Annotated in this window: 22 protein-coding genes and 1 tRNA gene; 8 read left to right on the forward strand and 15 right to left on the reverse strand. The window is 59.4% G+C overall.

Going from position 1 to position 23,901, the window contains the following annotated elements; all coding sequences use genetic code 11:
- The first annotated feature begins 29 nt into the window (after positions 1-29).
- Positions 30-1,238 carry an MFS transporter gene (locus tag ACEN93_RS01325; protein WP_495610923.1) on the forward strand — a complete coding sequence of 403 codons (1,209 nt, stop codon included), beginning with the start codon at positions 30-32 and terminating at the stop codon, positions 1,236-1,238.
- 188 nt (positions 1,239-1,426) lie between these two features.
- Here the strand turns inward: ACEN93_RS01325 and ACEN93_RS01330 are convergent, their stop codons facing one another.
- The 4 genes from ACEN93_RS01330 to ACEN93_RS01345 all read right to left on the reverse strand — a co-directional run bounded on the left by ACEN93_RS01330 (position 1,427) and on the right by ACEN93_RS01345 (position 5,373).
- A complete protein-coding gene (locus tag ACEN93_RS01330) occupies positions 1,427-2,425 on the reverse strand; it encodes an NADP-dependent oxidoreductase (RefSeq protein ID WP_210710429.1) in 999 nt (332 codons plus the stop codon).
- Between the two features lie 67 nt (positions 2,426-2,492).
- Positions 2,493-3,362 carry an alpha/beta fold hydrolase gene (locus ACEN93_RS01335; RefSeq protein WP_039772187.1) on the reverse strand — a complete coding sequence of 290 codons (870 nt, stop codon included), beginning with the start codon at positions 3,360-3,362 and terminating at the stop codon, positions 2,493-2,495.
- Between the two features lie 82 nt (positions 3,363-3,444).
- Entirely contained in the window at positions 3,445-4,233 is a 789-nt protein-coding gene (locus tag ACEN93_RS01340) for an SDR family NAD(P)-dependent oxidoreductase (RefSeq protein WP_495610924.1), read from the reverse strand.
- Between the two features lie 39 nt (positions 4,234-4,272).
- A complete protein-coding gene (locus ACEN93_RS01345; RefSeq protein ID WP_103386870.1) occupies positions 4,273-5,373 on the reverse strand; it encodes an alkene reductase in 1,101 nt (366 codons plus the stop codon).
- A gap of 148 nt (positions 5,374-5,521) precedes the next feature.
- On the opposite strand from ACEN93_RS01345, the gene ACEN93_RS01350 reads away from it, so the two are divergent.
- Positions 5,522-6,118 (forward strand): TetR/AcrR family transcriptional regulator, encoded by a 597-nt coding sequence (locus ACEN93_RS01350; RefSeq protein WP_170844938.1) that lies wholly within the window; start codon positions 5,522-5,524, stop codon positions 6,116-6,118.
- Between the two features lie 126 nt (positions 6,119-6,244).
- Positions 6,245-6,865 carry a TetR/AcrR family transcriptional regulator gene (locus ACEN93_RS01355; protein WP_495610925.1) on the forward strand — a complete coding sequence of 207 codons (621 nt, stop codon included), beginning with the start codon at positions 6,245-6,247 and terminating at the stop codon, positions 6,863-6,865.
- A gap of 25 nt (positions 6,866-6,890) precedes the next feature.
- Here the strand turns inward: ACEN93_RS01355 and ACEN93_RS01360 are convergent, their stop codons facing one another.
- The gene (locus ACEN93_RS01360; RefSeq protein ID WP_495610926.1) at positions 6,891-8,351 is read right to left on the reverse strand and encodes an efflux transporter outer membrane subunit; all 1,461 of its coding nucleotides are present in this window, start codon (positions 8,349-8,351) and stop codon (positions 6,891-6,893) included.
- A 190-nt stretch (positions 8,352-8,541) separates the two neighbouring features.
- On the opposite strand from ACEN93_RS01360, the gene ACEN93_RS01365 reads away from it, so the two are divergent.
- Together ACEN93_RS01365 and ACEN93_RS01370 are read left to right on the forward strand one after the other, a co-directional pair.
- The gene (locus ACEN93_RS01365) at positions 8,542-9,651 is read left to right on the forward strand and encodes an efflux RND transporter periplasmic adaptor subunit (protein WP_039772197.1); all 1,110 of its coding nucleotides are present in this window, start codon (positions 8,542-8,544) and stop codon (positions 9,649-9,651) included.
- Positions 9,648-12,737 (forward strand): efflux RND transporter permease subunit, encoded by a 3,090-nt coding sequence (locus ACEN93_RS01370; RefSeq protein WP_490841791.1) that lies wholly within the window; start codon positions 9,648-9,650, stop codon positions 12,735-12,737. Before ACEN93_RS01365 ends, ACEN93_RS01370 begins: the two co-directional genes overlap by 4 nt.
- Positions 12,738-12,864: 127 nt before the next feature.
- Here ACEN93_RS01370 and ACEN93_RS01375 read toward each other — a convergent pair whose 3' ends face one another.
- The 4 genes from ACEN93_RS01375 to ACEN93_RS01390 all read right to left on the reverse strand — a co-directional run bounded on the left by ACEN93_RS01375 (position 12,865) and on the right by ACEN93_RS01390 (position 16,222).
- On the reverse strand, positions 12,865-13,332 hold the full coding sequence (locus ACEN93_RS01375; protein WP_495610927.1) for a hypothetical protein: 468 nt from the start codon (positions 13,330-13,332) through the stop codon (positions 12,865-12,867).
- 107 nt (positions 13,333-13,439) lie between these two features.
- Positions 13,440-14,441 (reverse strand): NAD(P)H-quinone oxidoreductase, encoded by a 1,002-nt coding sequence (locus ACEN93_RS01380; protein ID WP_039772202.1) that lies wholly within the window; start codon positions 14,439-14,441, stop codon positions 13,440-13,442.
- Positions 14,442-14,774, reverse strand: coding sequence for a carboxymuconolactone decarboxylase family protein (locus ACEN93_RS01385; RefSeq protein ID WP_130926588.1), 333 nt, complete (start codon positions 14,772-14,774; stop codon positions 14,442-14,444).
- An 11-nt stretch (positions 14,775-14,785) separates the two neighbouring features.
- Entirely contained in the window at positions 14,786-16,222 is a 1,437-nt protein-coding gene (locus ACEN93_RS01390) for an NAD-dependent succinate-semialdehyde dehydrogenase (protein WP_074690880.1), read from the reverse strand.
- Between the two features lie 239 nt (positions 16,223-16,461).
- Between ACEN93_RS01390 and ACEN93_RS01395 the strand changes: the two genes are divergently transcribed.
- Positions 16,462-17,388 carry a LysR family transcriptional regulator gene (locus ACEN93_RS01395; protein WP_085611760.1) on the forward strand — a complete coding sequence of 309 codons (927 nt, stop codon included), beginning with the start codon at positions 16,462-16,464 and terminating at the stop codon, positions 17,386-17,388.
- A gap of 76 nt (positions 17,389-17,464) precedes the next feature.
- On the opposite strand, the gene ACEN93_RS01400 is transcribed toward ACEN93_RS01395, so the two are convergent.
- Together ACEN93_RS01400 and ACEN93_RS01405 are read right to left on the reverse strand one after the other, a co-directional pair.
- Positions 17,465-17,716: a DUF2790 domain-containing protein gene (locus ACEN93_RS01400; protein WP_074690881.1), complete on the reverse strand. Its 252-nt coding sequence runs from the start codon at positions 17,714-17,716 to the stop codon at positions 17,465-17,467.
- Between the two features lie 374 nt (positions 17,717-18,090).
- Positions 18,091-18,178: transfer RNA gene (locus ACEN93_RS01405), tRNA-Ser, on the reverse strand.
- 122 nt (positions 18,179-18,300) lie between these two features.
- Between ACEN93_RS01405 and ACEN93_RS01410 the strand changes: the two genes are divergently transcribed.
- Positions 18,301-18,972 (forward strand): Bax inhibitor-1/YccA family protein, encoded by a 672-nt coding sequence (locus ACEN93_RS01410; protein ID WP_495610928.1) that lies wholly within the window; start codon positions 18,301-18,303, stop codon positions 18,970-18,972.
- Positions 18,973-19,044: 72 nt separating this feature from the next.
- On the opposite strand, the gene ACEN93_RS01415 is transcribed toward ACEN93_RS01410, so the two are convergent.
- Entirely contained in the window at positions 19,045-19,371 is a 327-nt protein-coding gene (locus tag ACEN93_RS01415; RefSeq protein ID WP_495610929.1) for a YceK/YidQ family lipoprotein, read from the reverse strand.
- A 40-nt stretch (positions 19,372-19,411) separates the two neighbouring features.
- Positions 19,412-19,849: an Lrp/AsnC family transcriptional regulator gene (locus ACEN93_RS01420; protein WP_064381847.1), complete on the reverse strand. Its 438-nt coding sequence runs from the start codon at positions 19,847-19,849 to the stop codon at positions 19,412-19,414.
- A gap of 139 nt (positions 19,850-19,988) precedes the next feature.
- On the opposite strand from ACEN93_RS01420, the gene ACEN93_RS01425 reads away from it, so the two are divergent.
- The gene (locus tag ACEN93_RS01425; protein WP_414881647.1) at positions 19,989-20,882 is read left to right on the forward strand and encodes a DMT family transporter; all 894 of its coding nucleotides are present in this window, start codon (positions 19,989-19,991) and stop codon (positions 20,880-20,882) included.
- Positions 20,883-20,884: 2 nt separating this feature from the next.
- Here the strand turns inward: ACEN93_RS01425 and ACEN93_RS01430 are convergent, their stop codons facing one another.
- Together ACEN93_RS01430 and ACEN93_RS01435 are read right to left on the reverse strand one after the other, a co-directional pair.
- Entirely contained in the window at positions 20,885-22,777 is a 1,893-nt protein-coding gene (locus ACEN93_RS01430; RefSeq protein ID WP_414881648.1) for an acyltransferase family protein, read from the reverse strand.
- A gap of 76 nt (positions 22,778-22,853) precedes the next feature.
- On the reverse strand, positions 22,854-23,894 hold the full coding sequence (locus ACEN93_RS01435) for an FUSC family protein (RefSeq protein WP_170844937.1): 1,041 nt from the start codon (positions 23,892-23,894) through the stop codon (positions 22,854-22,856).
- Between the last annotated feature and the right edge of the window lie 7 nt (positions 23,895-23,901).

Here is a 23,901-nt window from a genome sequence, read left to right on the forward strand (position 1 = left end):
TACGGTTTTTCGCACCACAGGTAGTTTTCATGACGTTACCTTCTACAAAACCTTCTAAAAGAACGGGCGGCTGGAGCGCCGTGCTGGCCATGTCGTTGGCCGCATTCGCCCTGGTCGCTTCAGAGTTCATGCCCGTCAGTCTGCTGACGCCCATCGCGGCGGACCTGCATATCACCGAAGGTCAGGCCGGGCAGGGGATTTCCGTGTCCGGTGCCTTTGCCTTGATCACCAGTTTGTTGATCGCCTCGGTCGCCGCTCGCATCGAACGCAAGCAGCTTCTGCTGGGCCTGACCCTGCTTATGATCGTCTCCGGAACGGTCGTCGCGCTCGCCCCGGGCTACCCGTCCTTCATGTTCGGACGTGCGCTGATCGGGATTGCGATTGGTGGTTTCTGGTCGCTGTCGGCGGCGACTGCCATGCGCCTGGTGAAGCCTGAACAGGTTTCCCGCGCGCTGGCCATCGTCAATGGCGGTAACGCTTTGGCCACGGTCATCGCCGCTCCGGCGGGCAGCTTCCTGGGCTCGTTGATCGGCTGGCGCGGCGCATTCTTCTGTGTGGTTCCGGTCGCGGTGCTTGCCGCCGTGTGGCTGCTGATCAGCCTGCCGTCCTTCAAGGCCGAACGCCAGGCAGGTAGCGGCAACGTTCTGCGTCTGATGAAGCAATTGCCAGTGGCCTTGGGCATGGTCGCCGTCAGCGTCTTTTTCATGGGCCAGTTCATGCTGTTCACCTACCTGCGACCATTTCTTGAGGGCGTGACGGGCGTCGGTGTCTCAACCTTGTCGCTCATGCTGCTGGGGCTGGGACTGGCCGGGTTTATCGGCACCTTTCTGATCGAACGGTTTATGGGGCGCGGCCTCTACCGCACGCTGACCGCCATTCCGCTGATCATGGCGGTGATTGCGCTGGCGTTGATCAGCTTCGGCAAATCGCCGGTGCTGACCGCCGTGTTGCTCGGACTCTGGGGGCTGGTCGCCACGGCCGCACCGGTCGGCTGGTGGACATGGCTGGCGCAGACGCTCCCGGATGATGCTGAAGCGGGAGGCGGCTTGCTGGTAGCCATCGTCCAGCTGGCGATCGCCGGCGGCGCAATCATTGGCGGTCTGGCCTTTGATTTGAGCGGCTACAAAGCCACCTTCGAGCTTAGCGCCGCTGTCCTGGTCGCCGCTTCCGTGCTGGCCTGGCTGGCCGGGCGCAATGCCACGCAAATTCGTCTTGTCGAGTCGAGCGCGACAGCCTGACGAGATCACCTGCAACCTTCCTTATGGCTCAAGCATCAAACTGTGCCAAACGATAACGGGCGGTTGAACCTGCACATCATCCGGTTGAAGCACTTGCTGCTCCTCTGGCGAAATCACTTCGGCTGAGGGCCGCTCCAGCAGTAAAGGCTGTGCAGTGTCTACGTTCGATTCAGGAACAGGCGGCGTGGTCATTTGAGCGCAACAACGACCTTGCCCTTGGCGCGTCCCCGCTCAACGTACTTCAATGCCTCGGCCGTTGATTCAAAGGGGAAGGAGCGATCAACCACAGGTTTGATGATTCCGCCCTCAACGAGCGCGGTGATGCGTTGCAGTTGAGCGCCATTGGCTCGCATGAACACAAACGCATAGCTGACGTCCTGCTTGCGCGCTTTGCGACGAATGCCAAGGCTCAGCAGGCGCATGACTTGCTGCAATGGCCAGGACAACCCTTGCTCCCGCGCGAACTGCACAGTGGGTGGGCCCGAGATGGAAATGAGCTGGCCACCAGGTTTCAGGACCTTGAGTGACTTCTCCAGTACGTCGGCGCCGAGGCTGTTCAGCACCACGTCATAGTCATGCAGTACATTTTCGAAGTTCTGCTGTGTGTAGTCGATCACCAGATCGGCCCCCAGCGCCTTGACCCATTCGACATTGGCGGTGCTGGTGGTTGTGGCGACAAACGCACCGAGGTGTTTGGCAAGCTGAATGGCAATGGTGCCAACGCCGCCCGAGCCTGCGTGAATCAGCACTTTCTGGCCCTTTTGCAGCCGGGCGGTTTCAACCAGTACTTGCCACGCAGTCAGTGCAACAAGGGGCAAGGACGCGGCTTGTACCATGTCGGTATTGCCAGGTTTCAGGGCCACGGCGTTTTCGTTCACGGCGATCAATTGGGCGAACGTCCCGATCCGCGCTTCGGGCGGGCGAGCGTACACCTCGTCTCCCGGTTTGAAGCGTGTCACCTTCGAACCGACTTCAACCACGACCCCCGCCAGGTCATTGCCCAGGATCAACGGAAAGGCGTAGGGCAGGATCAGTTTGAACTCGCCTTTGCTGATCTTCGAATCCAGCACGTTGACACTGCTCGCATGGACCTCGATCAAGACGTCGTGGGCAGCGACTGCGGGGGCGGGCGCTTCGTCAATGCGTCCGGGGTTCTTGCCATAGCCATCAATCAGAAATGCTTTCATCGTGGTGCGGCTCTTGCTGGTTGTACGGAGGGTAGTCGGTGGGGTGCGGTGTTGCTGCGTGACGGGGTCAAGCATCGAGAAACGCCTGCGCCTTGGCCACAAAGTCGGCGTGATGCTGGAAAATCCCGCCGTGCCCGGCATCCTCATAAATCACCAACTGTGCGTCGGGGATAAGCCTGGCCAGTTCAAACGAGTTAACGCTGGGCACCATGATGTCGTTGTCGCCGTTGACGACCAGCGTCGGTGTGCGCAAGCGTCCAAGCGCTTGCCGCGGTTGTTTGCCCCACGCTGTGATGGCTTTCAATTGCCGCAGGAAGGCGCGTGGTGTCGGGCCCTTGTCGCGATTGTTCTTGCGTGCCTTGAGGCGCCTTAAATACTGCGAGGCAGATCGTCGCCCATTGGCCGACGAGGTGAAGAAAAGGTAGAACTTGGGATCGCGAAGGGTCAGCAAGCCTTTGAGGATCAATGGCCATGACACTGTGCCGACCTTGTCGATGCCGGTGCCGCCCGCCGGTCCAGTACCGGTCAGAATCAACCGGCGTACCAAGTCAGGCGCCTTGAGGGCAATGTCCTGAGCGACGAAACCTCCGAGGGAAAATCCGAGCACATCCACGGTTTTCAGCCCCAGCGCCCTGATCAGCTGGATCGCATCGTCGGCCATTTCACCCACCGTCAGTGGCGCGGTTCCACCCGAGTTGCCGATGCCGCGATAGTCGGTGGTGATTACGCGTCTGGTTTGCGCCAGGCCATCGATGATCGCGGGGTCGAAGTTGTCCAGCACCGCGCCCCAATGATTGAACAGCACGAGGGGCACGCCGGTTGCGGGCCCGGTGTCGCGGTAGGCGTAGGGAATGCCGTTGACCGTGATCGACTGGTTCGCTGCGTCGATGAATGACGTCGGCGAACCCGAGCGGGAATTTGTCTGTATTGAACTCATTGTCACTCCGGCAAGCCGACAGGATTCGATGCAATGCCCTGTGCCTGCATCGAATCTGCCGCGAATGCTCGCTAGCAAAAAATCACTGTGGCGTCTGGTAGCGTTGGGCAACCGCAGACTGGCGGATTTGCCCCAGCAGGCCCTGACGTGCGCCCTGCAGTTCATCCCAGCGCTCGGCTTCGTGCAGCGGCGGGATGGTCACAGGTTCGCGGCGATCGAAACCGACCAGTGCGGCATCCACCAGATCGCCCACTTCCATGATTTCGCTCAGGGTGTTGATGTCGACGCCGGAGCGATCCCAGATTTCCGTGCGAGTGGCGGCGGGTAGCACGGCTTGCACATAGACACCTTGCGGCGACAGTTCCAGGCTCAGTCCCTGGGACAGGAACAGCACGAAGGCCTTGGTCGCACCGTAGACGCTCATGCCGAATTCCGGCGCCAGGCCCACCACCGAACCGATGTTGATGATTGCGCCGTCGCCGGCCTTGGCCAGGCGTGGGGCGATGGCGCTGGCGAGCCGCACCAGCGCCGTGGTGTTCAGGGCAACCAGCTGCGCAACGCTGTCGGTGCTTTGGTCGACAAAGTGGCCGGACAGCGCAGCGCCGGCGTTGTTGACGAGGATGCCGATACGGGCGTCGTCGCGCAGGCGGCTTTCAACGGTGGTCAGATCACCGAGTTGGGTCAGGTCTGCCGGGATGACATCGACGGCGACGTCGTGCTCGCTGCGCAAGCGCGCTGCCAGTGTGTCCAGGCGAGCCTGATCGCGGGCGACCAGTACCAGATCGTGACCACGTTTGGCGAAGCGTTCGGCATAGACGGCGCCAATGCCGGTGGAGGCGCCGGTGATGAGAACAGTAGGGCGAGTGCTCATGGGGTATCTCTCTTTCAGGAGTTGAGAAACGGAACGCGCTCAGCTTGCGCTGACGCTTGATTCAGCCAGCGTCGGGTAGTCGATGTAGCCCGCCGCGCCGCCACCGTAGAGGGTGGCGGGATTGAACGCGGACAGCGGCGCGCCCTGCTTGAGGCGCTCCACCAGATCCGGGTTGCCAATGAACGGGCGACCGAAGGCGATCAGGTCGGCCTGGTCTTCGGCGAGCCGCGCGTTCGCCAGGTCCAGGTCATAGCCGTTGTTGGCGATATAGGTGTTTTTGAAGCGCTGGCGCAGGGCGCCAAAATCGAAAGGCGCCACGTCGCGCGGGCCGCCGGTCGCGCCTTCGACCACGTGTAGGTAAACCACACCGAGGGCGTCGAGTTGCTCGACGACGTAATTGAATTGCGCCTGCGGATCGCTGCTGGATACGCCGTTGGCTGGCGACACTGGAGACAGACGCACACCGGTGCGATCCGCGCCGATCTCATTGACGACCGCCGCCGTCACTTCGAGCAACAGACGCGCACGATTTTCAATCGAACCGCCGTAAGCGTCGGTGCGCAGATTGGCGTTGTCCTTGAGGAATTGATCCAGCAAGTAGCCGTTTGCACCGTGAATCTCCACGCCATCGAACCCGGCCGCGACCGCGTTGGCCGCGGCCTGGCGGAAATCGGAGACGATCCCCGGCAGTTCGTCGAGTTCCAGCGCGCGGGGTTCGGAAACGTCTTCAAAACGGTTGTTGACGAACACTTTGGTCGCGGCACGCAGCGCAGACGGGGCCACCGGTGCGGCGCCGTTTTCTTGCAGGTCAACGTGTGAAACGCGGCCGACATGCCACAGCTGCAGGAAGATTTTTCCGCCCTTGGCGTGAACCGCATCGGTGACCGTGCGCCAACCGTCTATCTGCGCCTGTGTGTAGATCCCGGGGGTGTCCTGATAACCCTGACCCTGTCGGGAAATCTGCGTCGCTTCGCTGATCAGCAAACCGGCGCTGGCGCGCTGGCTGTAATAGATCGCCGCGAATTCGCTCGGGACAAAGCCCTGGCCCGCGCGGTTGCGTGTCAGCGGCGCGAGAACAGCGCGGTTCGACAGCGTGAGACTGCCTAGCGTGTAAGGGGAGAAAAGAGTCTGTTTGGTCATCTGATGAATCTTCCGTGCCCGTGAATGGAGATCGGTGGGTGTGAAATTAGGATGATGATCGAAATCTAAACTGTCAACGGTTTTGATTATGGGCGACATCTATGTATCATCGGACGTAGGAATTCCCGCTAAACACGAGGTATTGCACGTGAGAGTGACCAAGGCCCAGGCGCAGGCCAATCGAGAACACATCGTTGAGACGGCCTCAGAGCTGTTCCGTGAGCGTGGCTTTGACGGCGTCGGTGTGGCGGATCTCATGGCGGCTGCCGGTTTCACCCATGGAGGCTTTTACAAGCACTTCGGCTCGAAGGCTGATCTGATGGCCGAAGCCTCGGCCTGCAGTCTTGGCAAATCGTTGACCGGCGCCCAGGCGCTCGATGTTCCCGGTTTCATCGACGTCTACGTGAACAGAGAACATCGCGACGGACGCGGCAGCGGTTGCACGATGGCCGCACTGTGTGGCGACGCGGCGCGTCAGTCGGACGATGTGAAAGCCACGTTTGCCGAAGGCATTGAACGCACCCTGCAAACTCTGGGGGAAAAATATCCGACAGGGCCGGATGCCGCGGAGGGCGAGGGGAGGAAGAAAATGATCGACTTGCTGTCGCGTGCGGTCGGCGCGATTGTCTTGTCACGCGCCTGTCCGGATGATTCCGCCTTGGCGGATGAAATCCTTGAGGTATGCCGCGCCGAAATGTTTGCTTCATTGCCGGTGTTGCCGGTCGATGAAGTGGAAACGCCGTAGAAGGGCCGATCCGCGCTGTTCGATGACTTGAACGTCGGCGCGTTTTCAGCCAGTCGGATTTTCGTGAAATATGTACGCTATTGGTCACGATTTGTAAGACCTCGACAGGCTGAGTAAGCTACGCCCATGAATCAGCCATCCATATCTTCGCCCGGCCCACGTGGCCCAGTCGATCACGAGATTCGTGATCAGATTGTCGCGGCAGCCAATGAACACTTCAGCCAATACGGCTATGGCAAAACCACGGTTTCCGATCTGGCCAGGGCCATCGGTTTTTCCAAGGCGTACATCTATAAATTCTTTGATTCCAAGCAGGCGATCGGCGAAGCGATCTGCTCAAATTGTCTGGGGCAAATGGTTGCAGCGGTCGAACAGGCTGTTAACGCAGAGGCGATTTCGCCGACCGAGCGTTTACGCCGGCTGGTGAAGACCGTGATTGCCACGGGTGTGGACCTGTTCTTCAATGATCGCAAGCTTTACGACATCGCGGCATTCTCGGCAGCGGAGCGCTGGCCCAGTGCGCAGATGTATGAAGACCAGATCAAGCGCTTTATCTTCGACATCGTGCGTGAAGGGCGGGAGCTCGGAGAGTTCGAGCGCAAGACCCCGCTGGACGAGACCGTCGAGGCGATTCATCTGGCCCTGCGTCCCTTCGTCAACCCGTTGCTGCTGCAGCACAATCTCGATTTTATCGAGGTTGCGCCCACGCTCACCTCCAACCTCATTCTGCGCAGCCTGATGCCCTGACCTGAAAGCGATCTGGTGGTGCTGCTCAGCGTGCCGCTACAGGTTGTGATTCAGTGGGTTGCCAACCCCCGCCCAGCGACTTGAATACCGCCACCGCCGCGCGGGCCGATTCCGTCCGCGCCTGCGCTCTGGCGTCGGAGGCCTGCAGCAATGTTTCGTCGGCGTGCAGGACATCGATCAGGCTGGCGGTGCCTTTTTCATAGGCGGTGAACGAGGACTGGCGTGCTTGAGTCAGCGCTGCTTCGCCGCCAGTCAGGGTCGTGGTCTGGGTTTGCCGATTCACCAGTGAGGACAGCGCGTTCTCTACATCTTCGGTGGCGCGCAGTACCGACTGGCGATAGGCCGCCAATGCTTCAGATTCCTGACCTTTGGCCTGATCGATCCGGGCGTTGATGCGTCCGAAGTCAAATAGCCGCCAGCGCAAACCCAACACACCGGCAGATTGGCTTGCGCCACCAGTGAAAAGATTGCCGCCGGATACGGCTGTCGCGCTGCCGAGCAAGGCGCTGAGGGAAAATTTCGGGTAGTACTCGGCAATCGCTTCACCGATACGCGCGTTGGAGGCCGCAAGACGGCGTTCGGCCACGATCAGATCCGGTCTGCGCCGCAGCAGATCTGCCGGTGTACCCAGCGCAGTCAGCGACGGCACATCGGGAATTTCGCCCTCACGTGCCAGTTGCGTGCGGTGAGTGCCGGGAGGCGTGCCGAGCAGCACGTCCATCGCATTCATGGCTGCCTCCAGACCGCTTTGCAGTACCGGAACGGTCGCCTCGACTTGCGACAACTCGCCCTCGGCCTGGCGCACCTGATACTCCGCGGCCAGACCCTTGCCGTAAAGTAACCGGACCTTTTCCAGCAACGCACGCCGGGTATCGACTTGCCGGTTGGCGATATCCAGCCGCGCCTGCAATCCGCGCAGGGTGATGTAGATGTCGGCCGTTTGCGCAGCGATCGCCAACCTCGTCGCCGTGACACCCGCAGCTGAGGCCTGATACTCAGCCAGTGCCGCCTCACGCCCGCGGCGCAGTCCGCCAAAAACATCGACTTCCCAGCCCGCCTCGAAGTTGACCTCGTAGGCATTGCCATAGCGATCATAGCCGGGTGTTGAATTCAACACCTGGCCCAAAGGTGTCTCGACGGACTGATAAGCGCGTGCCGTCTGTGCGTTGATGTTCGCCGAGGGCAGCAATGCTGCATTTGCGGCGCCCAGTCCGGCCTTGGCCTGGGTGACGCGCGCTGATGCCTGTGCCAGGTCCAGATTCTGCTGCAAGGCCTGGTCGATGAGGTCGGTCAGCAGCGGATCATTGAAGCTTTCCCACCAGGCGGCAAGGCTGTCCGGTGTCGATCCGGATCGTGGTTCGACAGCAGACTGCCCCAGGTAATGATCTGAAAGCGGGGCGTCCGGACGATGGTAATCCGGACCCACCGCACAACCTGCCATGAGGCTGGCGGTAACTAAAAGAGCAATCGGGCGCAGGGGAGGCATCGGCGTTCCTTAACGAGATTTTCGTGACCATATTACGTAATGGTCACAATGTGTCAATTAAGGCTTGAAAAGGCAATCACGGCATAAATGATAAAGCCGGAGCGTCGAATACCTCATGCAATGTGACTGTTGACGATATTGGTCACAAGGATGAGAATATGATGATCATCCTATTTCAGTAAGAGAACCTATGCGCCGGCTCCGAACGTTCCCCATTGCCGCATGCCTGTTGCCGCTCGCCCTGGCGGCGTGCGGTGATTCCTCATCCGTTGCAGACCCGCGCACACAGGCGCCTCTGGTCAGGTTCACCGCCGTTCAGGCTGCGGCTGACGGTTCTCGCACCTTCACGGGAGTGGTGACTGCGCGCATTCAGGGCGACCTGGGGTTTCGCGTTTCGGGCAAGGTGCTCGAGCGTCTGGTTGACACGGGGCAGAGCGTCAAACGCGGTCAGCCGCTGATGCGGCTCGACCCCATCGACTTGGGGTTGCAGGCACGCGCGCAGCAGGAGTCGGTCATCGCCGCACGGGCCCGCGCCAGGCAGACAGCCGATGACGAAGCCCGCTATCGCACTCTGGTCAGCGCCGGCGCCATTTCCGCATCGGCCTACGATCAGATCAGAGCCGCCGCAGATACCGCCAAGGCCCAACTCAGCGCCGCTGAAGCGCAAGCGGACGTTGCCCGCAACGCTTCCGGTTATGCGGTGCTGGTTGCCGATGCCGACGGCGTTGTGGTGGAAACACTCGCCGAACCCGGACAAGTCGTCAGCCCTGGACAACCGGTGGTTCGATTGGCGCGGGCAGGGCAGCGCGAGGCCATCGTGCACTTGCCCGAGACCTTGCGCCCCGCAGCAGGATCCACTGCGCAAGCCACGCTCTATGGCGACGCCTCGGGTGCTGTTACCGCGAAACTGAGGTTGCTTTCGGATTCGGCGGACCGCACGACGCGTACGTTCGAGGCGCGCTATGTACTGGAAGGCGCGCTGGCCAATGCGCCGATAGGTTCGACAGTCACCCTCAGAATCGCCGAGGGTTCGACACCTGCCGCATCGTTGCAAGTGCCTGTCGCCGCGCTTTACGACGCCGGTAAAGGTCCTGGCGTGTGGATCATCGCCGGCACACCGCCAACCGTGACCTGGCGACCGGTTCAGGTGTTGGGGTTGAGCGACGATTCAGCGCGAGTCGCTGGCGATCTCCGGGTTGGCGAACAGATTGTGGCGCTGGGCGCTCACCTGTTGCGCGAAGGTGAAGCAGTAAGAATGCCCGTGCCTGATGCGGCGACCGTTGCCGGGAGTCGTCCATGAGCGAGGGCCGATTCAACCTTTCTGCCATCGCCGTTCGCGAGCGTTCGATCACGGTCTTTCTGATTTTCCTGATCGCCGTTGCCGGCACCCTGGCGTTCTTCCAGCTGGGGCGTGCCGAAGATCCTCCGTTTACGGTCAAGCAGTTGACCGTCATCACGGCGTGGCCGGGGGCGACCGCACAGGAGATGCAGGATCAGGTCGCGGAGCCACTGGAAAAACGCCTGCAAGAACTCAAATGGTACGACCGCTCGGAAACCTATACGCGGCCAGGGCTCGCTTTCACGATGGTCTCGTTGCTCGATAGCACGCCGCCCTCGCAAGTGCAGGAAGAGTTCTATCAGGCGCGTAAAAAACTCGACGATGAAGCGATCAAGTTGCCGGCGGGCGTCATCGGGCCGATGGTCAACGACGAGTATTCGGACGTGACCTTTGCGCTGTTCGCCCTGAAAGCCAAGGGCGAGCCGCAGCGTCTGCTGGTCCGCGATGCGGAGTCCATGCGCCAGCGCCTGTTGCATGTGCCGGGTGTGAAGAAGGTCAACATCATCGGCGAACAAGCCGAACGGATATTTGTTTCTTTCTCGCATGACCGGTTGGCGACTCTGGGCTTGTCGCCGCAGGACATCTTCGCCGCGCTGAACAGTCAGAACGCACTGACCCCGGCCGGATCAATCGAAACCAGCGGGCCGCAGGTTTTTCTGCGTCTCGACGGTGCGTTCGACAAGCTGCAAAAAATCCGCGACACCCCTGTGATCGTGCAGGGGCGGACACTCAAGTTGTCTGATGTGGCGACGGTCGAACGCGGTTACGAAGACCCGGCCACCTTCCTGGTGCGCAATAACGGCGAAGAGGCGCTGTTGCTCGGTGTGGTGATGCGCGAGGGCTGGAATGGCCTTGATCTGGGCAAGGCGCTGGATGCCGAGACCGTCAGGATCAATGAGGAAATGCCCTTGGGCATGAGCCTCTCCAAGGTCACCGACCAGGCGGTGAATATCGACTCCGCCGTTGGCGAGTTCATGGTCAAGTTCTTTGTCGCGCTGCTGGTGGTCATGCTTGTCTGCTTTCTGAGCATGGGCTGGCGTGTCGGCGTGGTGGTCGCCGCTGCGGTGCCGTTGACCCTGGCGATCGTGTTTGTGGTGATGGCGGCCACCGGCAAAAACTTTGATCGTATTACCCTGGGGTCGTTGATTCTGGCGCTCGGGCTGCTGGTCGATGACGCGATCATTGCCATTGAAATGATGGTGGTGAAAATGGAGGAGGGCTACGATCGCATCAAGGCGTCTGCCTATGCCTGGAGCCACACGGCGGCGCCGATGCTGTCCGGAACCCTGGTGACGGCGATCGGTTTTTTGCCCAACGGTTTCGCTCAGTCCACGGCCGGCGAATACACCAGCAACATGTTCTGGATTGTGGGCATCGCTCTCATCGCTTCGTGGGTCGTGGCGGTGGCGTTTACTCCTTATCTGGGCGTGAAACTGTTGCCGGACATCAAGGCAGTCGAGGGTGGACATGCGGCGATCTACAACACGCCGCGATACAACCGCTTCCGCCGGGTTCTGACTCGGGTCATTGCGCGCAAATGGCTGGTCGCGGGCATGGTTATTGTGCTGTTCTTCGTGGCGGCGGCGGGCATGGGCCTGGTGAAGAAACAGTTCTTCCCGACCTCTGACCGTCCCGAAGTCATGATCGAGGTGCAAATGCCCTACGGCACCTCCATCGAGCAGACCAGCGCCACGGCCGCCAAGGTCGAAGCCTGGCTGCGCCAGCAGGATGAGGCGAAAATCGTCACGGCCTATATCGGTCAGGGGGCGCCGCGTTTCTTCCTGGCGATGGCGCCGGAACTGCCCGATCCGTCGTTCGCCAAGATCGTGGTGCTGACCGACAGTCAGGAAGCACGGGAAACCCTCAAGTTGCGTTTTCGTGACGCGGTCGCTCAAGGGCTCGCCCCGGAGGCGCGTCTCAGGGCAACGCAAATCGTGTTTGGTCCTTACTCGCCGTTTCCGGTGGCCTACCGGGTGATGGGGCCTGATCCGGCCAAGTTGCGGGTGATCGCCGAGCAGGTGCGGGGCGTGATGCAGGACAGCCCGATGATGAGAACCGTGAACACCGATTGGGGGCCGCTGACGCCGTCGTTGCATTTCAATTTGGATCAGGACCGTCTGCAGGCTGTGGGGCTGACATCGACTGCGGTTGCGCAGCAGTTGCAGTTCCTGCTCAGCGGAGTACCGATCACGGCGGTGCGTGAGGATATTCGTTCAGTGCAGGTCATGGGGCGGGCAGCGGGCGATATCCGGCTCGATCCACAGCAAATCGAAGGCTTCACCCTGGTCGGTGCGTCGGGGCAGCGGGTCCCGTTGTCGCAGATAGGCGAGGTCGATGTGCGCATGGAGGATCCGATCCTGCGCCGGCGTGATCGCACCCCGACCATCACCGTGCGCGGCGACATTGCCGAAGACTTGCAGCCACCGGACGTTTCCAGTGCGCTGCTGAAGCAACTGCAGCCGATCATCGAGAAACTGCCTTCCGGTTACCGGATCGAGCAGGCGGGTGCGATCGAAGAGTCCGGCAAGGCCGGCAAGGCGATCCTGCCGTTGTTGCCGATCATGATCGCCATGACCCTGGTCATCATCATTGTGCAGGTCCGTTCGATCTCGGCGATGATCATGGTGTTCCTGACCTCGCCGTTAGGCTTGATTGGCGTGGTGCCGACACTGCTGATCTTCAATCAGCCGTTTGGCATCAATGCGCTGGTCGGGTTGATTGCACTGTCGGGGATCCTGATGCGCAATACGCTGATTTTGATCGGTCAGATCCATCACAACGCGCAAGAAGGGCTGGATCCGTTTCACGCTGTCGTCGAAGCCACGGTGCAACGTGCGCGACCGGTACTGTTGACGGCCCTGGCGGCGATCCTGGCGTTCATTCCCCTGACACACTCGGTGTTCTGGGGGACGCTGGCCTATACCCTGATTGGCGGTACGCTCGTCGGCACCGTCATGACGTTGGTGTTCCTGCCCGCGATGTACTCGATCTGGTTCAAGATCGGTCCCGACGCCAGGGCGCGGGCTGCAATAGTCAAACCGATGTAGCGATAAATGCAGGAAATCGAGGCCCGTTCTGGCGGACCTCTTTGTCCGCGCACGTGAACAGCCTGGCGCTATTGGCTCGTCATTTCCAAACCCCGGAAACGTCCGCGTGAGCCCTTGGTGCCAGAGCTTATGAAATCGTGTACCAGTGGAAATGGATGTACTCGTCTTCATACTCCGCGAACAGTGAAACGATGAAATCCGTCTTCATTGAGTACATCAACAACGCTCCGACAAAACCTGTCGGCTCATGCAGCGGTTGCTTGAGCGGAGCAATCAAATCAATCGTCCGATCCACAATCATCTGATTGAAAACAGCTTCCGGGATTTTCTCAAACTTGGCGTCGGATACGTGTTGCGGGAAACGGCTGTCACTTTCAGGTCGCCAATCCAGGTACTCCGCCTGGAGCCAGAATTTCAGTCCGTCTTCACCATGCCGTTTGGGTGCGCGAGTTATTCTGATGGTCTCCTGCGACTCAGAATATCGAAAGGCGTCGTTTGGATAGGTGACGTAGTAGAGACCGCGACATTCACTTCGTGCAGCACTACAAATCTGCTGGTCACTCGATAGTTGATCGAAATTGCTTCTGTCGAACATGTAAATACCTGCGGTTTACTTCGTGCAATTGGGCTGGAGCGCGCGATGTTAGCAAAATAGTCTTGCCGATTTTTCCAGGAGGCGTCTTCACCCCGTTTTGGCCAGACTCAAAGCAAGTCTTCAGGCTGCATCGTCAAAATGATTTTCCCGACGTTCTCGGAAGACTCCATTCGGCGGTGAGCATCGGCAGCCCGTGATAACGCAAACGTGCTATCGACGACAGGCTCAAGGCTTCCGGCCCCCTCAAAGCGATCAAGCCAGTGCTCGCGGAAGCGCTTGATCATGTCGTGCTTCTCCGGCTGCGTACGCGACTTCATCACCGTACCGATGATTTGCAAATGGCGGTAAAGAATGTCCTCCAGCGCTACGGTCACGTTGCCGCCTGCGCCGAGGATGCCCACTTGCACCAGGCGACCGCCCTTTGCAAGGGACGCAATGTTGCGTGCGAAGTAGGGCGCCCCGATAAAGTCGATGATGACATCGACGCCGCGCCCCTGGGTTTTGGCGGCGATTACGTCAGCGAAATCCTGCGTCTTGTAGTCGATCGCCACGTCAGCGCCCAAATGCTCGACACGCGCCAACTTGCTGCCGTCGGTCGTCGCATACACCGTGGCACCCGTAGCGTACGCCAGCTGCACCGCGGCCGACCCGACGCCGCCGGCGGCCGCATGAATCAACACTGAATCGCCGGCCTTGAGCCGAGCCAGATGCATCATCGCTTCATGGGCCGTGACGAAGACCTCGGGAATGGCTGCCGCGTGTACATAGTCAAGCTGCGCCGGGATGTGCATGGCCATGCGGTAATCGATGCGTGCCAGTTCGGCGTAGGCACCGCCACCGACCACGCCCATGATTCGATCTCCTGCTTCGAATCCCGTCACCGCGCTACCTTTGCCGATCACTTCGCCGGCGATTTCCAGACCGATGATCATTGAGTCGCCGAAATTCGGACGGCCGTACCCACCGGTCCGGTGAGTCAGGTCCGCACGATTCACCCCGGCGGCATAGACACGTACCAGCAGGTCGTCAGGCCGCACTTCAGGATTGGCGACTTCGACGAGTTCAAGGACGTCTGGCGCACCGAATTCTCTGATGTTGATGGCTTTCATTCAGTTGTTCTCCGTTTCGCTGAACGTGGCGTTGGCAATAGCAGAAGCAGTGATGGCGCCAGGGAAGCCCACATAGAAAGCCAGGTGCGTGATCGCTGCCGCCAGTTCGTCTTGGGTTACACCGTTGCCAGCCGCGCGACGTAAGTGGGCAGGCAACTCTTCCGAGTGACCAGCGGCAATCAATGCCGCCACGGTGATCAGGCTACGGTCGCGCGGGGACAGCGCGGGATCGCTCCAGATTTGCGGATAAAGTGTCGAGTCGACGAATTGCGCCAGCTTTGGCGTGAACGCGCGCGCGGCTTCGCGAGGACTGTTGAAGTTGAGCTTGGACATGGGCGAGCTCCTTAAACCTGGCTGATGAATTTGTGGGTGAGATAGTGCTCGATACCTTCAATGCCACCTTCGGAGCCGTGACCGCTCTCTTTCATCCCGCCGAAGGGGAGCTCGGTAGCGACGATGCGGTATTGGTTGATCCCGATCATCCCGGCCTCCAATCCGTCCGCGACGTCAATGGCCGTGCGAGCGCTGGTGGTGAACGCATAGGCAGAGAGGCCGTAGGGCAGGCGGTTGGCTTCTTTCAAACCATCTGCCAGTTCATCGAACGGCATCAGTACGGCGATAGGGCCGAAAGGCTCTTCGTGCATCACGCGGGCATCCATCGGCACATCCGCCAGAACCGTGGGTTGGAAGAAGTAGCCTTCGCCTGACAAGGCTTCACCACCCACCAATACCCGTGCACCTTTTTCGACGGCGTCGGCGACCAGTTCTTCCATCTTTGCCAATTGCCTTGGGTTGGCCAATGGTCCGACCTGGGTGTCAGGATGCAAGCCGTCGCCGATTCGCAGGGCCTGGGTCGCAGCGACAAAGTGATCAACAAAGGCTTGATAGGCACCACGCTGGATCAGAAACCGAGTGGATGAAATGCACACTTGCCCGGTCCCGCGAAACCGATTGGCGACACCTTCGATGGCGGCTTTTTCAATGTCGGCATCTTCGAATACCAGAACCGGTCCGTGCCCACCCAGTTCGAGGGTGATGGGCTTCACGCCTTCAGCCGCTCGTGCGGAGAGCAGGCGCCCGATGGGCACCGAACCGGTGAACGTCACTTTGCGAATGATCGGCGAGGCGATCAGATGGCTGGACACTTGATCCGGTACGCCAAAGACCACTTGCAGCACACCCTTGGGCAATCCTGCATCATCGAGTGCACGCGCCAGGGCCAGCGCTGTGGAGGGGCTTTCTTCACCTGGCTTGAGAATGACGCTGCAACCCGCGGCCAGCGCTGCCGCGAGTTTGCGTGCCGGGGTGATGGCCGGGAAATTCCAGGGCGTGAATGCGGCCACCGGGCCGATGGCCTGGCGTTTGACCAGTTGCAGCACGCCTGGTCGATTGGCCGGGACCACACGGCCGTCGATGCGCCGGGCACTTTCGGCGAACCATTCGAAATACTCCGCCGCGCGGGTCACTTCATCCAGGCTTTCACCCAGCGGTTTGCCTTCCTCCAGGGTCATCTGCGCAGCAATCTGCGGTGCACGTTCGAGGATCAGGTCGGCGGCACGTTTGAGAATTTTTGCGCGTTTGTCGGGCACGGTCTGGCGCCATTGCTCGAAGCTCAGGCGAGTCACTGCCAGGGCGTGATCAAGGTCGTCTGCGGTGGAGAGTGGGACGCGTCCGATTTCCCGGCCGGTTGCCGGGTTAACAACGGCGGCAGTCTCGCGCCCTTCGGCGTTGAGCCATTCACCACCGATGAAAAGATAAAGCGGATCGTAGGAAGTCTTCATGATGTGGCCTTCAGTTGGTTGTGAGCTTCGTATGAAGCTCGGTGCCTGATTGGCTGTGCTGCAAAGCCAGATCAGGAAGCTTGTGCAACCAAGTCTATGGAAGGAGGGCCCGTTGATTTAGTCGGGCCGAAGGGAATCATTGTTGTCTGCAGAGGTAATATCGGGCTGCGGGCCGACCGTGTAGCATCCTGAACAAAGCGGTTATCACGGGTGTGCGCCAGATCCACAGGAAGGTCGCGATGGATAAGCTTTCGAACATGTCGGTGTACATAAAGGTTGTCGAGATGGGCAGTTTCACGGCCGTGGCCAATCATCTGGACTCCACAGTCGGTAACGTATCGCGTGCTGTATCTGCGCTTGAAAACGTGCTCGACGCACGACTGTTGCAGCGCTCGACGCGGCGCCTGTCGGTCACCGATGCGGGGCGACGGTTCTATGAGCGCTGCACGAAAATTCTGGCTGATCTGGAAAGTGCCGAAGCCGAAGCCAGCAATGCGGCGCTGGAGCCTCGGGGAACACTGCGGGTGCATTGCGTCCCCGGACTGGCTCGGCATCTGGTCACGCGGGCCGTGCTGGATTACCGCCAGCAATTCCCGGAGGTGTCTGTGGATTTACTGCTTTCACAACGCATGCCTAACCTGCTGGAAGATCAACTGGATGTCTCGATTCTGATCGCCCGAGCGCTACCCGATTCCGCGTACGTCAGCCAAAAGATCGGTGTCAGCCATTGTGTTCTGGTGGCGTCGCCAGACTACCTGGCCCGGCATGCGCCTCTTGAGACGCCTGAAGATCTGCGTGATCACCAGTGTTTGCTGCTGGGTACGGTGGACTATGCGCGGGATGAGTGGCAGCTCAAAAGCAAGGCGGGGGACGCGACATTTATCCCGACAGGGCCGAGTTTCAGCGTCAACGATATGGATGCGATGGCGCTTGCCATTCGAGAGGGTGCCGGGATTGGCTTGCTGGCCGGTTTCACGGCCATCGACGATCTGCGCTCCGGCAAGCTGGTGCGGGTTTTGCCTGACTACCATACCTACGAGCGTAACGTGTATGCCGTCTATACCTCGCGACAGTTCGTCGATGCAAAAATCACGCGTTTCATCGAAACGTTGAAAGATCAGGTTGGCAGTCAGCTGGCAGCCACGGCCAAAGCACTTATCGGTTGAAACGCTGCGGGGCAGAAAGGTATTTGCGCCTCGATGAAGCAACTTCCCGAGGCGCAATGATCGGCGAACAGGTTACTTAGCCCTGGCTGCACCGGCCCATGACTTTATAGGCCAGTACGTGTTGTTTGCCTTGCGAATCCTGGTAGGTCATGTGTGTCGGTACGACTGCACAAATATCCGGCACCGGGTCTTCAGAGATGACCTTGGCGACATCAAGGTGGGTGCCGTAGCCATATTGCTCGACCTGTTGATTCTTGGCAGTACCGTCCTGTGCCGCTACCACAGAGCTGAAGCCCAAGAGTGCGACGATGATCATTGCAGTTTTCATGATGAGATTCCCTGAAGTAAATGTGATCTTGCTGGCAGGACGAACTTTAGGCTCGAGGGATTTGTGGAAACAGGAGCGAATCAGGGAAAGACTTTTCTACATTCCGAACACAATTGTCAGGTTTCGGACGTCAGAACGCTTGATTTCGGGACTGTCGGCTTTTGACTGAAAACCGCATGTTGAAGACAGCTGCCTCCCTCAGTTGCGAGGTGGAGGAACTAAATTTTTTTGGGGGCGCGCGCAGCCGTGTCGGAAGAGCAAGGGGGCGGAAATGACCGAAAAGATGCGCAAACCCTCCTGAGGGAGAGGAGTAAAATTTCCGGATGCCAGAAACGACAAAGCCCTGAATAATCAGGGCTTTGTCGTATCAAATATGGCGGAGGCGATGGGATTCGAACTCATGGACCTGTTACAGTCGACGGTTTTCAAGACCGTTGCCTTAAACCACTCGGCCACACCTCCGTTGCGTTGCGGGCGCCATAATACCTGAATGAAACACACTGTCAAACTCTGTGCATGGCTTGTTACAGAGCGTCTGTTATGATCTTTGCGACTGAACGTTTCAAACCAACAGGAGTGTCGCCATGCGCGAACAGGATTACGCAGTTCACAACAGCGTGCAGGCTGAGCAGCTAGAGGTTAGCCGCGTCCTGCGCAACACTTACGGTCTACTGGCGCTCACCCTCGCATTCAGCGGTGTGATGGCGTTCGTGGCCCAGCAGATGCGGGTCGGCTACCCGAATATTTTCGTGGTGCTGATCGGTTTCTACGGGCTGTTCTTCCTCACCAACAAGCTTCGTGATTCCGCCTGGGGCCTGGTGTCGGCATTTGCCCTGACCGGTTTCATGGGTTTCCTGCTCGGCCCGATCCTCAATCGTTACCTGGGCATGCAGGGCGGCGCTGAAGTGGTCAGCTCCGCGTTCGCGATGACTGCGCTGGTGTTCGGTGGTCTGTCGGCCTACGTGCTGATCACCCGCAAGGACATGAGCTTCCTCGGTGGCTTCATCACCGCTGGTTTCTTCGTCCTGCTGGGCGCAACGCTGGCGAGCATGTTCTTCCAGATCAGCGGCCTGCAACTGGCGATCAGCGCAGGTTTCGTGCTGTTCTCCTCGGTTTGCATCCTGTTCCAGACCAGCGCCATCATCCACGGCGGCGAGCGCAACTACATCATGGCGACCATCAGCCTGTATGTATCGATCTACAACCTGTTCGTCAGCCTGTTGCAGATCTTCGGCATCATAAGCCGCGACGACTGATCGCTGCACCGCTATAAACAGAAAACCCGCGAAAGCGGGTTTTTTGTTGCCTGCGAAAAAGAGAGCGGGCGATCAATTGATCACGATGCTGCCATCGGCCTGTTGCTTGTAAATCGTGTAGGGCAGCAGCAACGTATCGAGCACTCCCGACACGGCCGCATCGACCAGCAAACCCGGCGTCGCGTTCTTGTAGTTGAACGCATCAACGTCATCCGGCTTTTCGGCGTGCAGCATGCAGAAATCGTACGTCACGCCGCTGTAGATGCGCGGTACAGCGCCGCAGTAGGATTTTTTAGTCTTCAACTGGTCGGTGGAAGACTTATCGCTGAACGCCACGGTCTGCACCGTCCCGCACCCTGCCAGCATCAACGCCACCAGCATCATTGCCTGAATTTTCATGCCGCCAATCCTTCGCCGGAAAAAACACAATCTACGCCGCTCACGCCATCGGCGGCAACCGACGTTTCACCGGGGTCTTCTTGACGATCGCGGTATTGGTTTCCGCCAGCGTGTTCAACCGATCAAGCAGGGTGTCCAGCTGCTCCATCGAGCGCACATGCAGGCGCGCGATAAAACAGTCTTCTCCGGTGACCTTGTCACACTCGGTGAACTCGGGAATCGACAGGATCTGCCGCTCGACCTCCTGCAACTGCCCCGGCAATGGCCGCACCCGGACAATCGCCTGCAACTGATAACCGAAGCATTTCGGGTCAATCTCTACGGTGTAACCCTTAAGCACACCGCGCTCCTCCAGACGCCGCAGGCGTTCGGCCACGCTGGGCGAGGACAACCCGCTGATTTGCGCCAGCGCCTTGAGCGAGCGCCGCGAATCCTCCATCAAGGCCCCGATCAGGATCTGGTCGATATCGTCGGTCATACAAAAAACTCCCGCATTAGGCGAATGACGCAAACCACCCTTGATAAAAAAGGCAGAAATCGAGTTTAGCCTGCTTTTTGCGCTGGAGAAGCCCCGGTCGCGCTTGGCATACTTTTGCCACACATTAAGGAGATTGATGATGGACAAAACAATCCGTCGCGGCTCATTCGAAATGACCGCCGCCATGCTGATATCCGGGACAATCGGCTGGTTCGTGCTGGTGTCGGGGCAACCGGTGCTGGACGTGGTGTTCTGGCGCTGTGTGTTCGGCGCAGGCACCTTGCTGCTGATCTGCGCCGCTTTCGGCTTTCTGCGCCCAGGCATTCTGACTCTTACCACCTTCCTGCTGGCGGTGCTCAGCGGGGTGGCAATCGTCGGCAACTGGGTGCTGTTGTTCGCCTCGTATTCACGGGCCTCGATTGCCATCGGCACGGCGGTGTACAACGTGCAGCCGTTCATGTTGGTGGGGTTGGCGGCGCTGTTTCTGGGCGAGAAGATCACCCTGCAGAAGCTGTTCTGGCTGGCGATTTCATTTATGGGAATGCTGGCGATCGTCAGTGCCCATGGCGGGCAGGGCGAGGGTGGCAATGATTACCTGATGGGGATCGCGCTGGCACTGGGGGCGGCGTTTCTGTACGCCATCGCCGCGTTGATCATCAAGCGCCTGACCGGCACGCCGCCGCACCTGATTGCGTTGATCCAGGTCTGCACCGGTGTGTTGCTGCTCGCGCCGTTTGCGCATTTTTCAGCGATGCCCGAGGCCCCGAGTGCCTGGGCCAGTCTGGTGACGCTGGGCATTGTCCACACCGGTCTGATGTATGTGCTGCTTTACGGCGCGATTCAGAAACTGCCGACCGCATTGACCGGCGCGCTGTCGTTCATCTACCCGATCGCGGCGATTTTCGTTGATTGGTTTGCCTTCGGCCATCAACTGCAAACCCTGCAATGGATCGGTGTGGCGGCAATCCTGCTGGCAGCAGCCGGCATGCAACAGGGTTGGGGATTGAAGTCACGTCGTCTGCTCGCTCAGTGAATTCAGATCTCCTTGACCGCGGCTTTGAACAGTCCTCTTAGTTGTTGATTGCCGGCATCGACCAGATGGTTATCGTCGAAATACAACGGCACACCTTGCTTTGACCCCATGCAGTTACCGTCCGGACAAAGCAGCGGGGTCGGGTCCAGCACCTGTGCATTGCACCGTTTCGCCACAGTTTCAATGGCATCGTTGGCGATTCGGTTGCGTTGCTCGTAATCCTGCAACGGGATGGAAATATCGGCAGTGTCACCAAAAATGCGTTGATGCAGATTCAGGCCTTTATAGACGCTGAACGGCATCTCCGGGATTGGTTTGACGATGTAAACCGGATGGTTTTCGGCGATGGCACATACGGTGTTCGTGTATTCAGCGACGTAGGCCTCGCTGAAAGACATTGGCTGCTGATCGGGAAAGCGAATCCGATAGCTGTTGTTACGACTCGGGTCGGCATACAGCGCCGCTCTGCTGAACAGCACCACTGGAATTCCCGTGTATGAATTCTTCAATATTTGCAGTTTTTCGTGATTGAACGCCTGACATTGACGCTCGAGTGTTTTGTCGTGCATCTGGAAGTTCTGCAATGTCGGACAACCGCCCAGGGACCACGACAAAGCTGCTTGCGGATTATCCATCTGCACAGCGGCGGCGGTGGATTGCGCATGACTGTCGCCAAACAGAATGACTGACACCTCGCCGTTACCCAGTTTGCAATCAGCGGCGCCGTACGCATTCGGATTACATTCCTGGGTATAGAGTTTGCTGGTGTACTCGGGCTGCCCGAGGTCGACAAAGGCAAAGCGCAGTGATGGGTGATTCTTGACCAGCGACGCCGTCGCGGCAGACACGACAACCATTGCGATCACCCACGATGCAAACCTGAAGAGCGTACCGCGTACCGACGTCATCGGCTTGACCCTGGATTCCACCAGGTAATACGACCCGGCACCCAGAACAAATGACAACGACACTGCGCCCCAGACGTGTGGCCAGCTATTGAGCAGGCCACAAGTGTAGAGAAGAACCACCAGCGGCCAGTGCCACAGATAAACCGAGTAGGAAATGGTGCCGGTGAATTGCAGTGGCTTGAACGTGCTGAAAACCGATCGGGTATTACCGTAGATCACCAGTACCGTGCCCAGAACCGGCAAGAGTGCCAGGTAACCCGGCCAAAGGTCCTGTTCCGAAAAACACAACACACTACCCAAGATGGCCAGCAGCCCCACGCCTTCAGCAATAGATCCGTGGCGCTTGCTCAGGTGCAAAGGAAAGAGATACACCAGTCCGCCGGCAATCAATTCCCAGGCTCGGGTCGGCAGCATGTAGAAGGCAAACACCGGATCCGAGCGTGTGATGACAGTCGAGGCGGCAAAAGACGCAGCAGCCAGTATCAACAAGCTGCAGCGGGTCTTTTGTGCGCCCAGGCACTTGTAAAGCGCCATCAGCAGCAAGGGATACAGCATGTAGAACTGCCATTCGACTGACAGCGACCAGGTGTGCAACAACCAGTTCTCGTGCAGCGGCGCGTCGAAGTAACTGCCACCCTTGGCGAACAAGAAGTTGGAACTGAACAACAGGCTGCTTTTGATCGTTCTGATGACGTCGCGAAAGTCATCCAGCGGCAGAAAGACGAAACCGAACAGCAGCAGGGCAATACACACCACCAACAACGCCGGGATGATGCGCCGGGCTCTCGAAGCGTAAAACCCCAGTAGCGAAAAGCGCTGCCGTTCCAGACCGGTGAAGATGATGCCGGTCATCAGGAAGCCGGAAATGACGAAGAACACGTCTACGCCCGCAAATCCGCCGCCGAATCCCTGAATAGCGAAGTGATAGAGCACCACCGATAGCACGGCAAGCGCCCGCAGGGCATTGATATTCGTCCTGAATTGCATTGAGGCATCCGTCCACGTCCATTGTGGAGGCGCATTGTAGAGAGGATGTCGAGTTTGTTACATCGAAAAATCGGGATCAGATGTTCCAGCGCGGCGCAGTCTTCGCCAGACGCTGGCGCATTTCGCCGATGTTGGCTGCCAGTTGCCGGGTCAACAAACGGTAGCCGTCCAGCGGGCTGTAGACAGGCGTATCGAGGCTGGCGTCCGGCAACTCCACCGGACGCCCCAATCGACCGGACGCACCGGTTTTCAACGCCCGGGCCATGCCGATCAATTGCACGCGAATGTGCCGGTGTTCGGCCTTGAGCGCCGCTTGCAGGTGCGTCATGGCGTCGGGGTCGTTGGCGTCCGGGCGGATGTTGCCGAGGATTTCCAGAGTGCTGATGCACATGCGCAGGTTGCGCTGGATCGCGTCCAGTTCGGTCATCGACACTTTGACTTCCTTGGATACCGACGGCATCAGCGAACGCAGTTGCACCATCACCGCATTCAGTCGGTTCATCAACTTCAAGTGTTCGTCGGCGGTCACCGGTTGGCCGCCGATGATCCGTCCGTACACCGTGGCGCAATCGCGCAGCGCATCGGCCAGGTTGTAGCGCCACGAGTACACCGCGTACAGCGGCAGGGCGAAGGAAAAGGCCAGGGCCAGGGCGATGCCGATCAGGATATCGACCCCGCGCCACAGCCCGTCAGTGATCGGGTTGTCGCCATGCCCGGCGACGATGAATACGGTGATGGCCGAGAGCAGGGCGGTGTAGCCGCCCTTGCCGATGGCGTGATACGAGAAGAATCCGCACACCACCGCCATCGCAAAATAGGTCAGCCACGGCATTCCCAGCCACGCCTGTTGCGCCACTATCAACAAACCGACGCCAGCACCGATCAAGGTCCCGATGGCGCGTTCGGCGGCTTTCTTGCCGATGTTGCCGTGGTGCTGCAAGCCGCCGATCACCACCAGCATGGTCACCGACGCCCACTCGCCGTGGGGCAGGTTGATGCCGGTGGTCAGCAGGATCGTCGCCAGCAATCCCAGCGCGACCCGCACCGCGTGAATCGTTCGTGCATGGCGATAACGTCGATACGGGTCGAGCAATGGCCGCAGGATCCGCCGCAACAGCGGCGGC

The sequence above is a fragment of the Pseudomonas sp. Pseusp21 genome (assembly GCF_059492145.1).

Coding starts and splice junctions, on each gene's coding strand:
- ACEN93_RS01330 (WP_210710429.1), bottom strand. CDS start 2,425: ATGAAAGCATTTCTGATTGATGGCTATGGCAAGAACCCCGGACGCATT.
- ACEN93_RS01415 (WP_495610929.1), bottom strand. CDS start 19,371: ATGAAAATTCAGGCAATGATGCTGGTGGCGTTGATGCTGGCAGGGTGC.
- ACEN93_RS01385 (WP_130926588.1), bottom strand. CDS start 14,774: ATGTCCAAGCTCAACTTCAACAGTCCTCGCGAAGCCGCGCGCGCGTTC.
- ACEN93_RS01335 (WP_039772187.1), bottom strand. CDS start 3,362: ATGAGTTCAATACAGACAAATTCCCGCTCGGGTTCGCCGACGTCATTC.
- ACEN93_RS01390 (WP_074690880.1), bottom strand. CDS start 16,222: ATGAAGACTTCCTACGATCCGCTTTATCTTTTCATCGGTGGTGAATGG.
- ACEN93_RS01345 (WP_103386870.1), bottom strand. CDS start 5,373: ATGACCAAACAGACTCTTTTCTCCCCTTACACGCTAGGCAGTCTCACG.
- ACEN93_RS01380 (WP_039772202.1), bottom strand. CDS start 14,441: ATGAAAGCCATCAACATCAGAGAATTCGGTGCGCCAGACGTCCTTGAA.
- ACEN93_RS01430 (WP_414881648.1), bottom strand. CDS start 22,777: ATGCAATTCAGGACGAATATCAATGCCCTGCGGGCGCTTGCCGTGCTA.
- ACEN93_RS01360 (WP_495610926.1), bottom strand. CDS start 8,351: ATGCCTCCCCTGCGCCCGATTGCTCTTTTAGTTACCGCCAGCCTCATG.
- ACEN93_RS01425 (WP_414881647.1), top strand. CDS start 19,989: ATGGACAAAACAATCCGTCGCGGCTCATTCGAAATGACCGCCGCCATG.
- ACEN93_RS01340 (WP_495610924.1), bottom strand. CDS start 4,233: ATGAGCACTCGCCCTACTGTTCTCATCACCGGCGCCTCCACCGGCATT.
- ACEN93_RS01395 (WP_085611760.1), top strand. CDS start 16,462: ATGGATAAGCTTTCGAACATGTCGGTGTACATAAAGGTTGTCGAGATG.
- ACEN93_RS01365 (WP_039772197.1), top strand. CDS start 8,542: ATGCGCCGGCTCCGAACGTTCCCCATTGCCGCATGCCTGTTGCCGCTC.
- ACEN93_RS01375 (WP_495610927.1), bottom strand. CDS start 13,332: ATGTTCGACAGAAGCAATTTCGATCAACTATCGAGTGACCAGCAGATT.
- ACEN93_RS01325 (WP_495610923.1), top strand. CDS start 30: ATGACGTTACCTTCTACAAAACCTTCTAAAAGAACGGGCGGCTGGAGC.
- ACEN93_RS01355 (WP_495610925.1), top strand. CDS start 6,245: ATGAATCAGCCATCCATATCTTCGCCCGGCCCACGTGGCCCAGTCGAT.
- ACEN93_RS01400 (WP_074690881.1), bottom strand. CDS start 17,716: ATGAAAACTGCAATGATCATCGTCGCACTCTTGGGCTTCAGCTCTGTG.
- ACEN93_RS01420 (WP_064381847.1), bottom strand. CDS start 19,849: ATGACCGACGATATCGACCAGATCCTGATCGGGGCCTTGATGGAGGAT.
- ACEN93_RS01370 (WP_490841791.1), top strand. CDS start 9,648: ATGAGCGAGGGCCGATTCAACCTTTCTGCCATCGCCGTTCGCGAGCGT.
- ACEN93_RS01410 (WP_495610928.1), top strand. CDS start 18,301: ATGCGCGAACAGGATTACGCAGTTCACAACAGCGTGCAGGCTGAGCAG.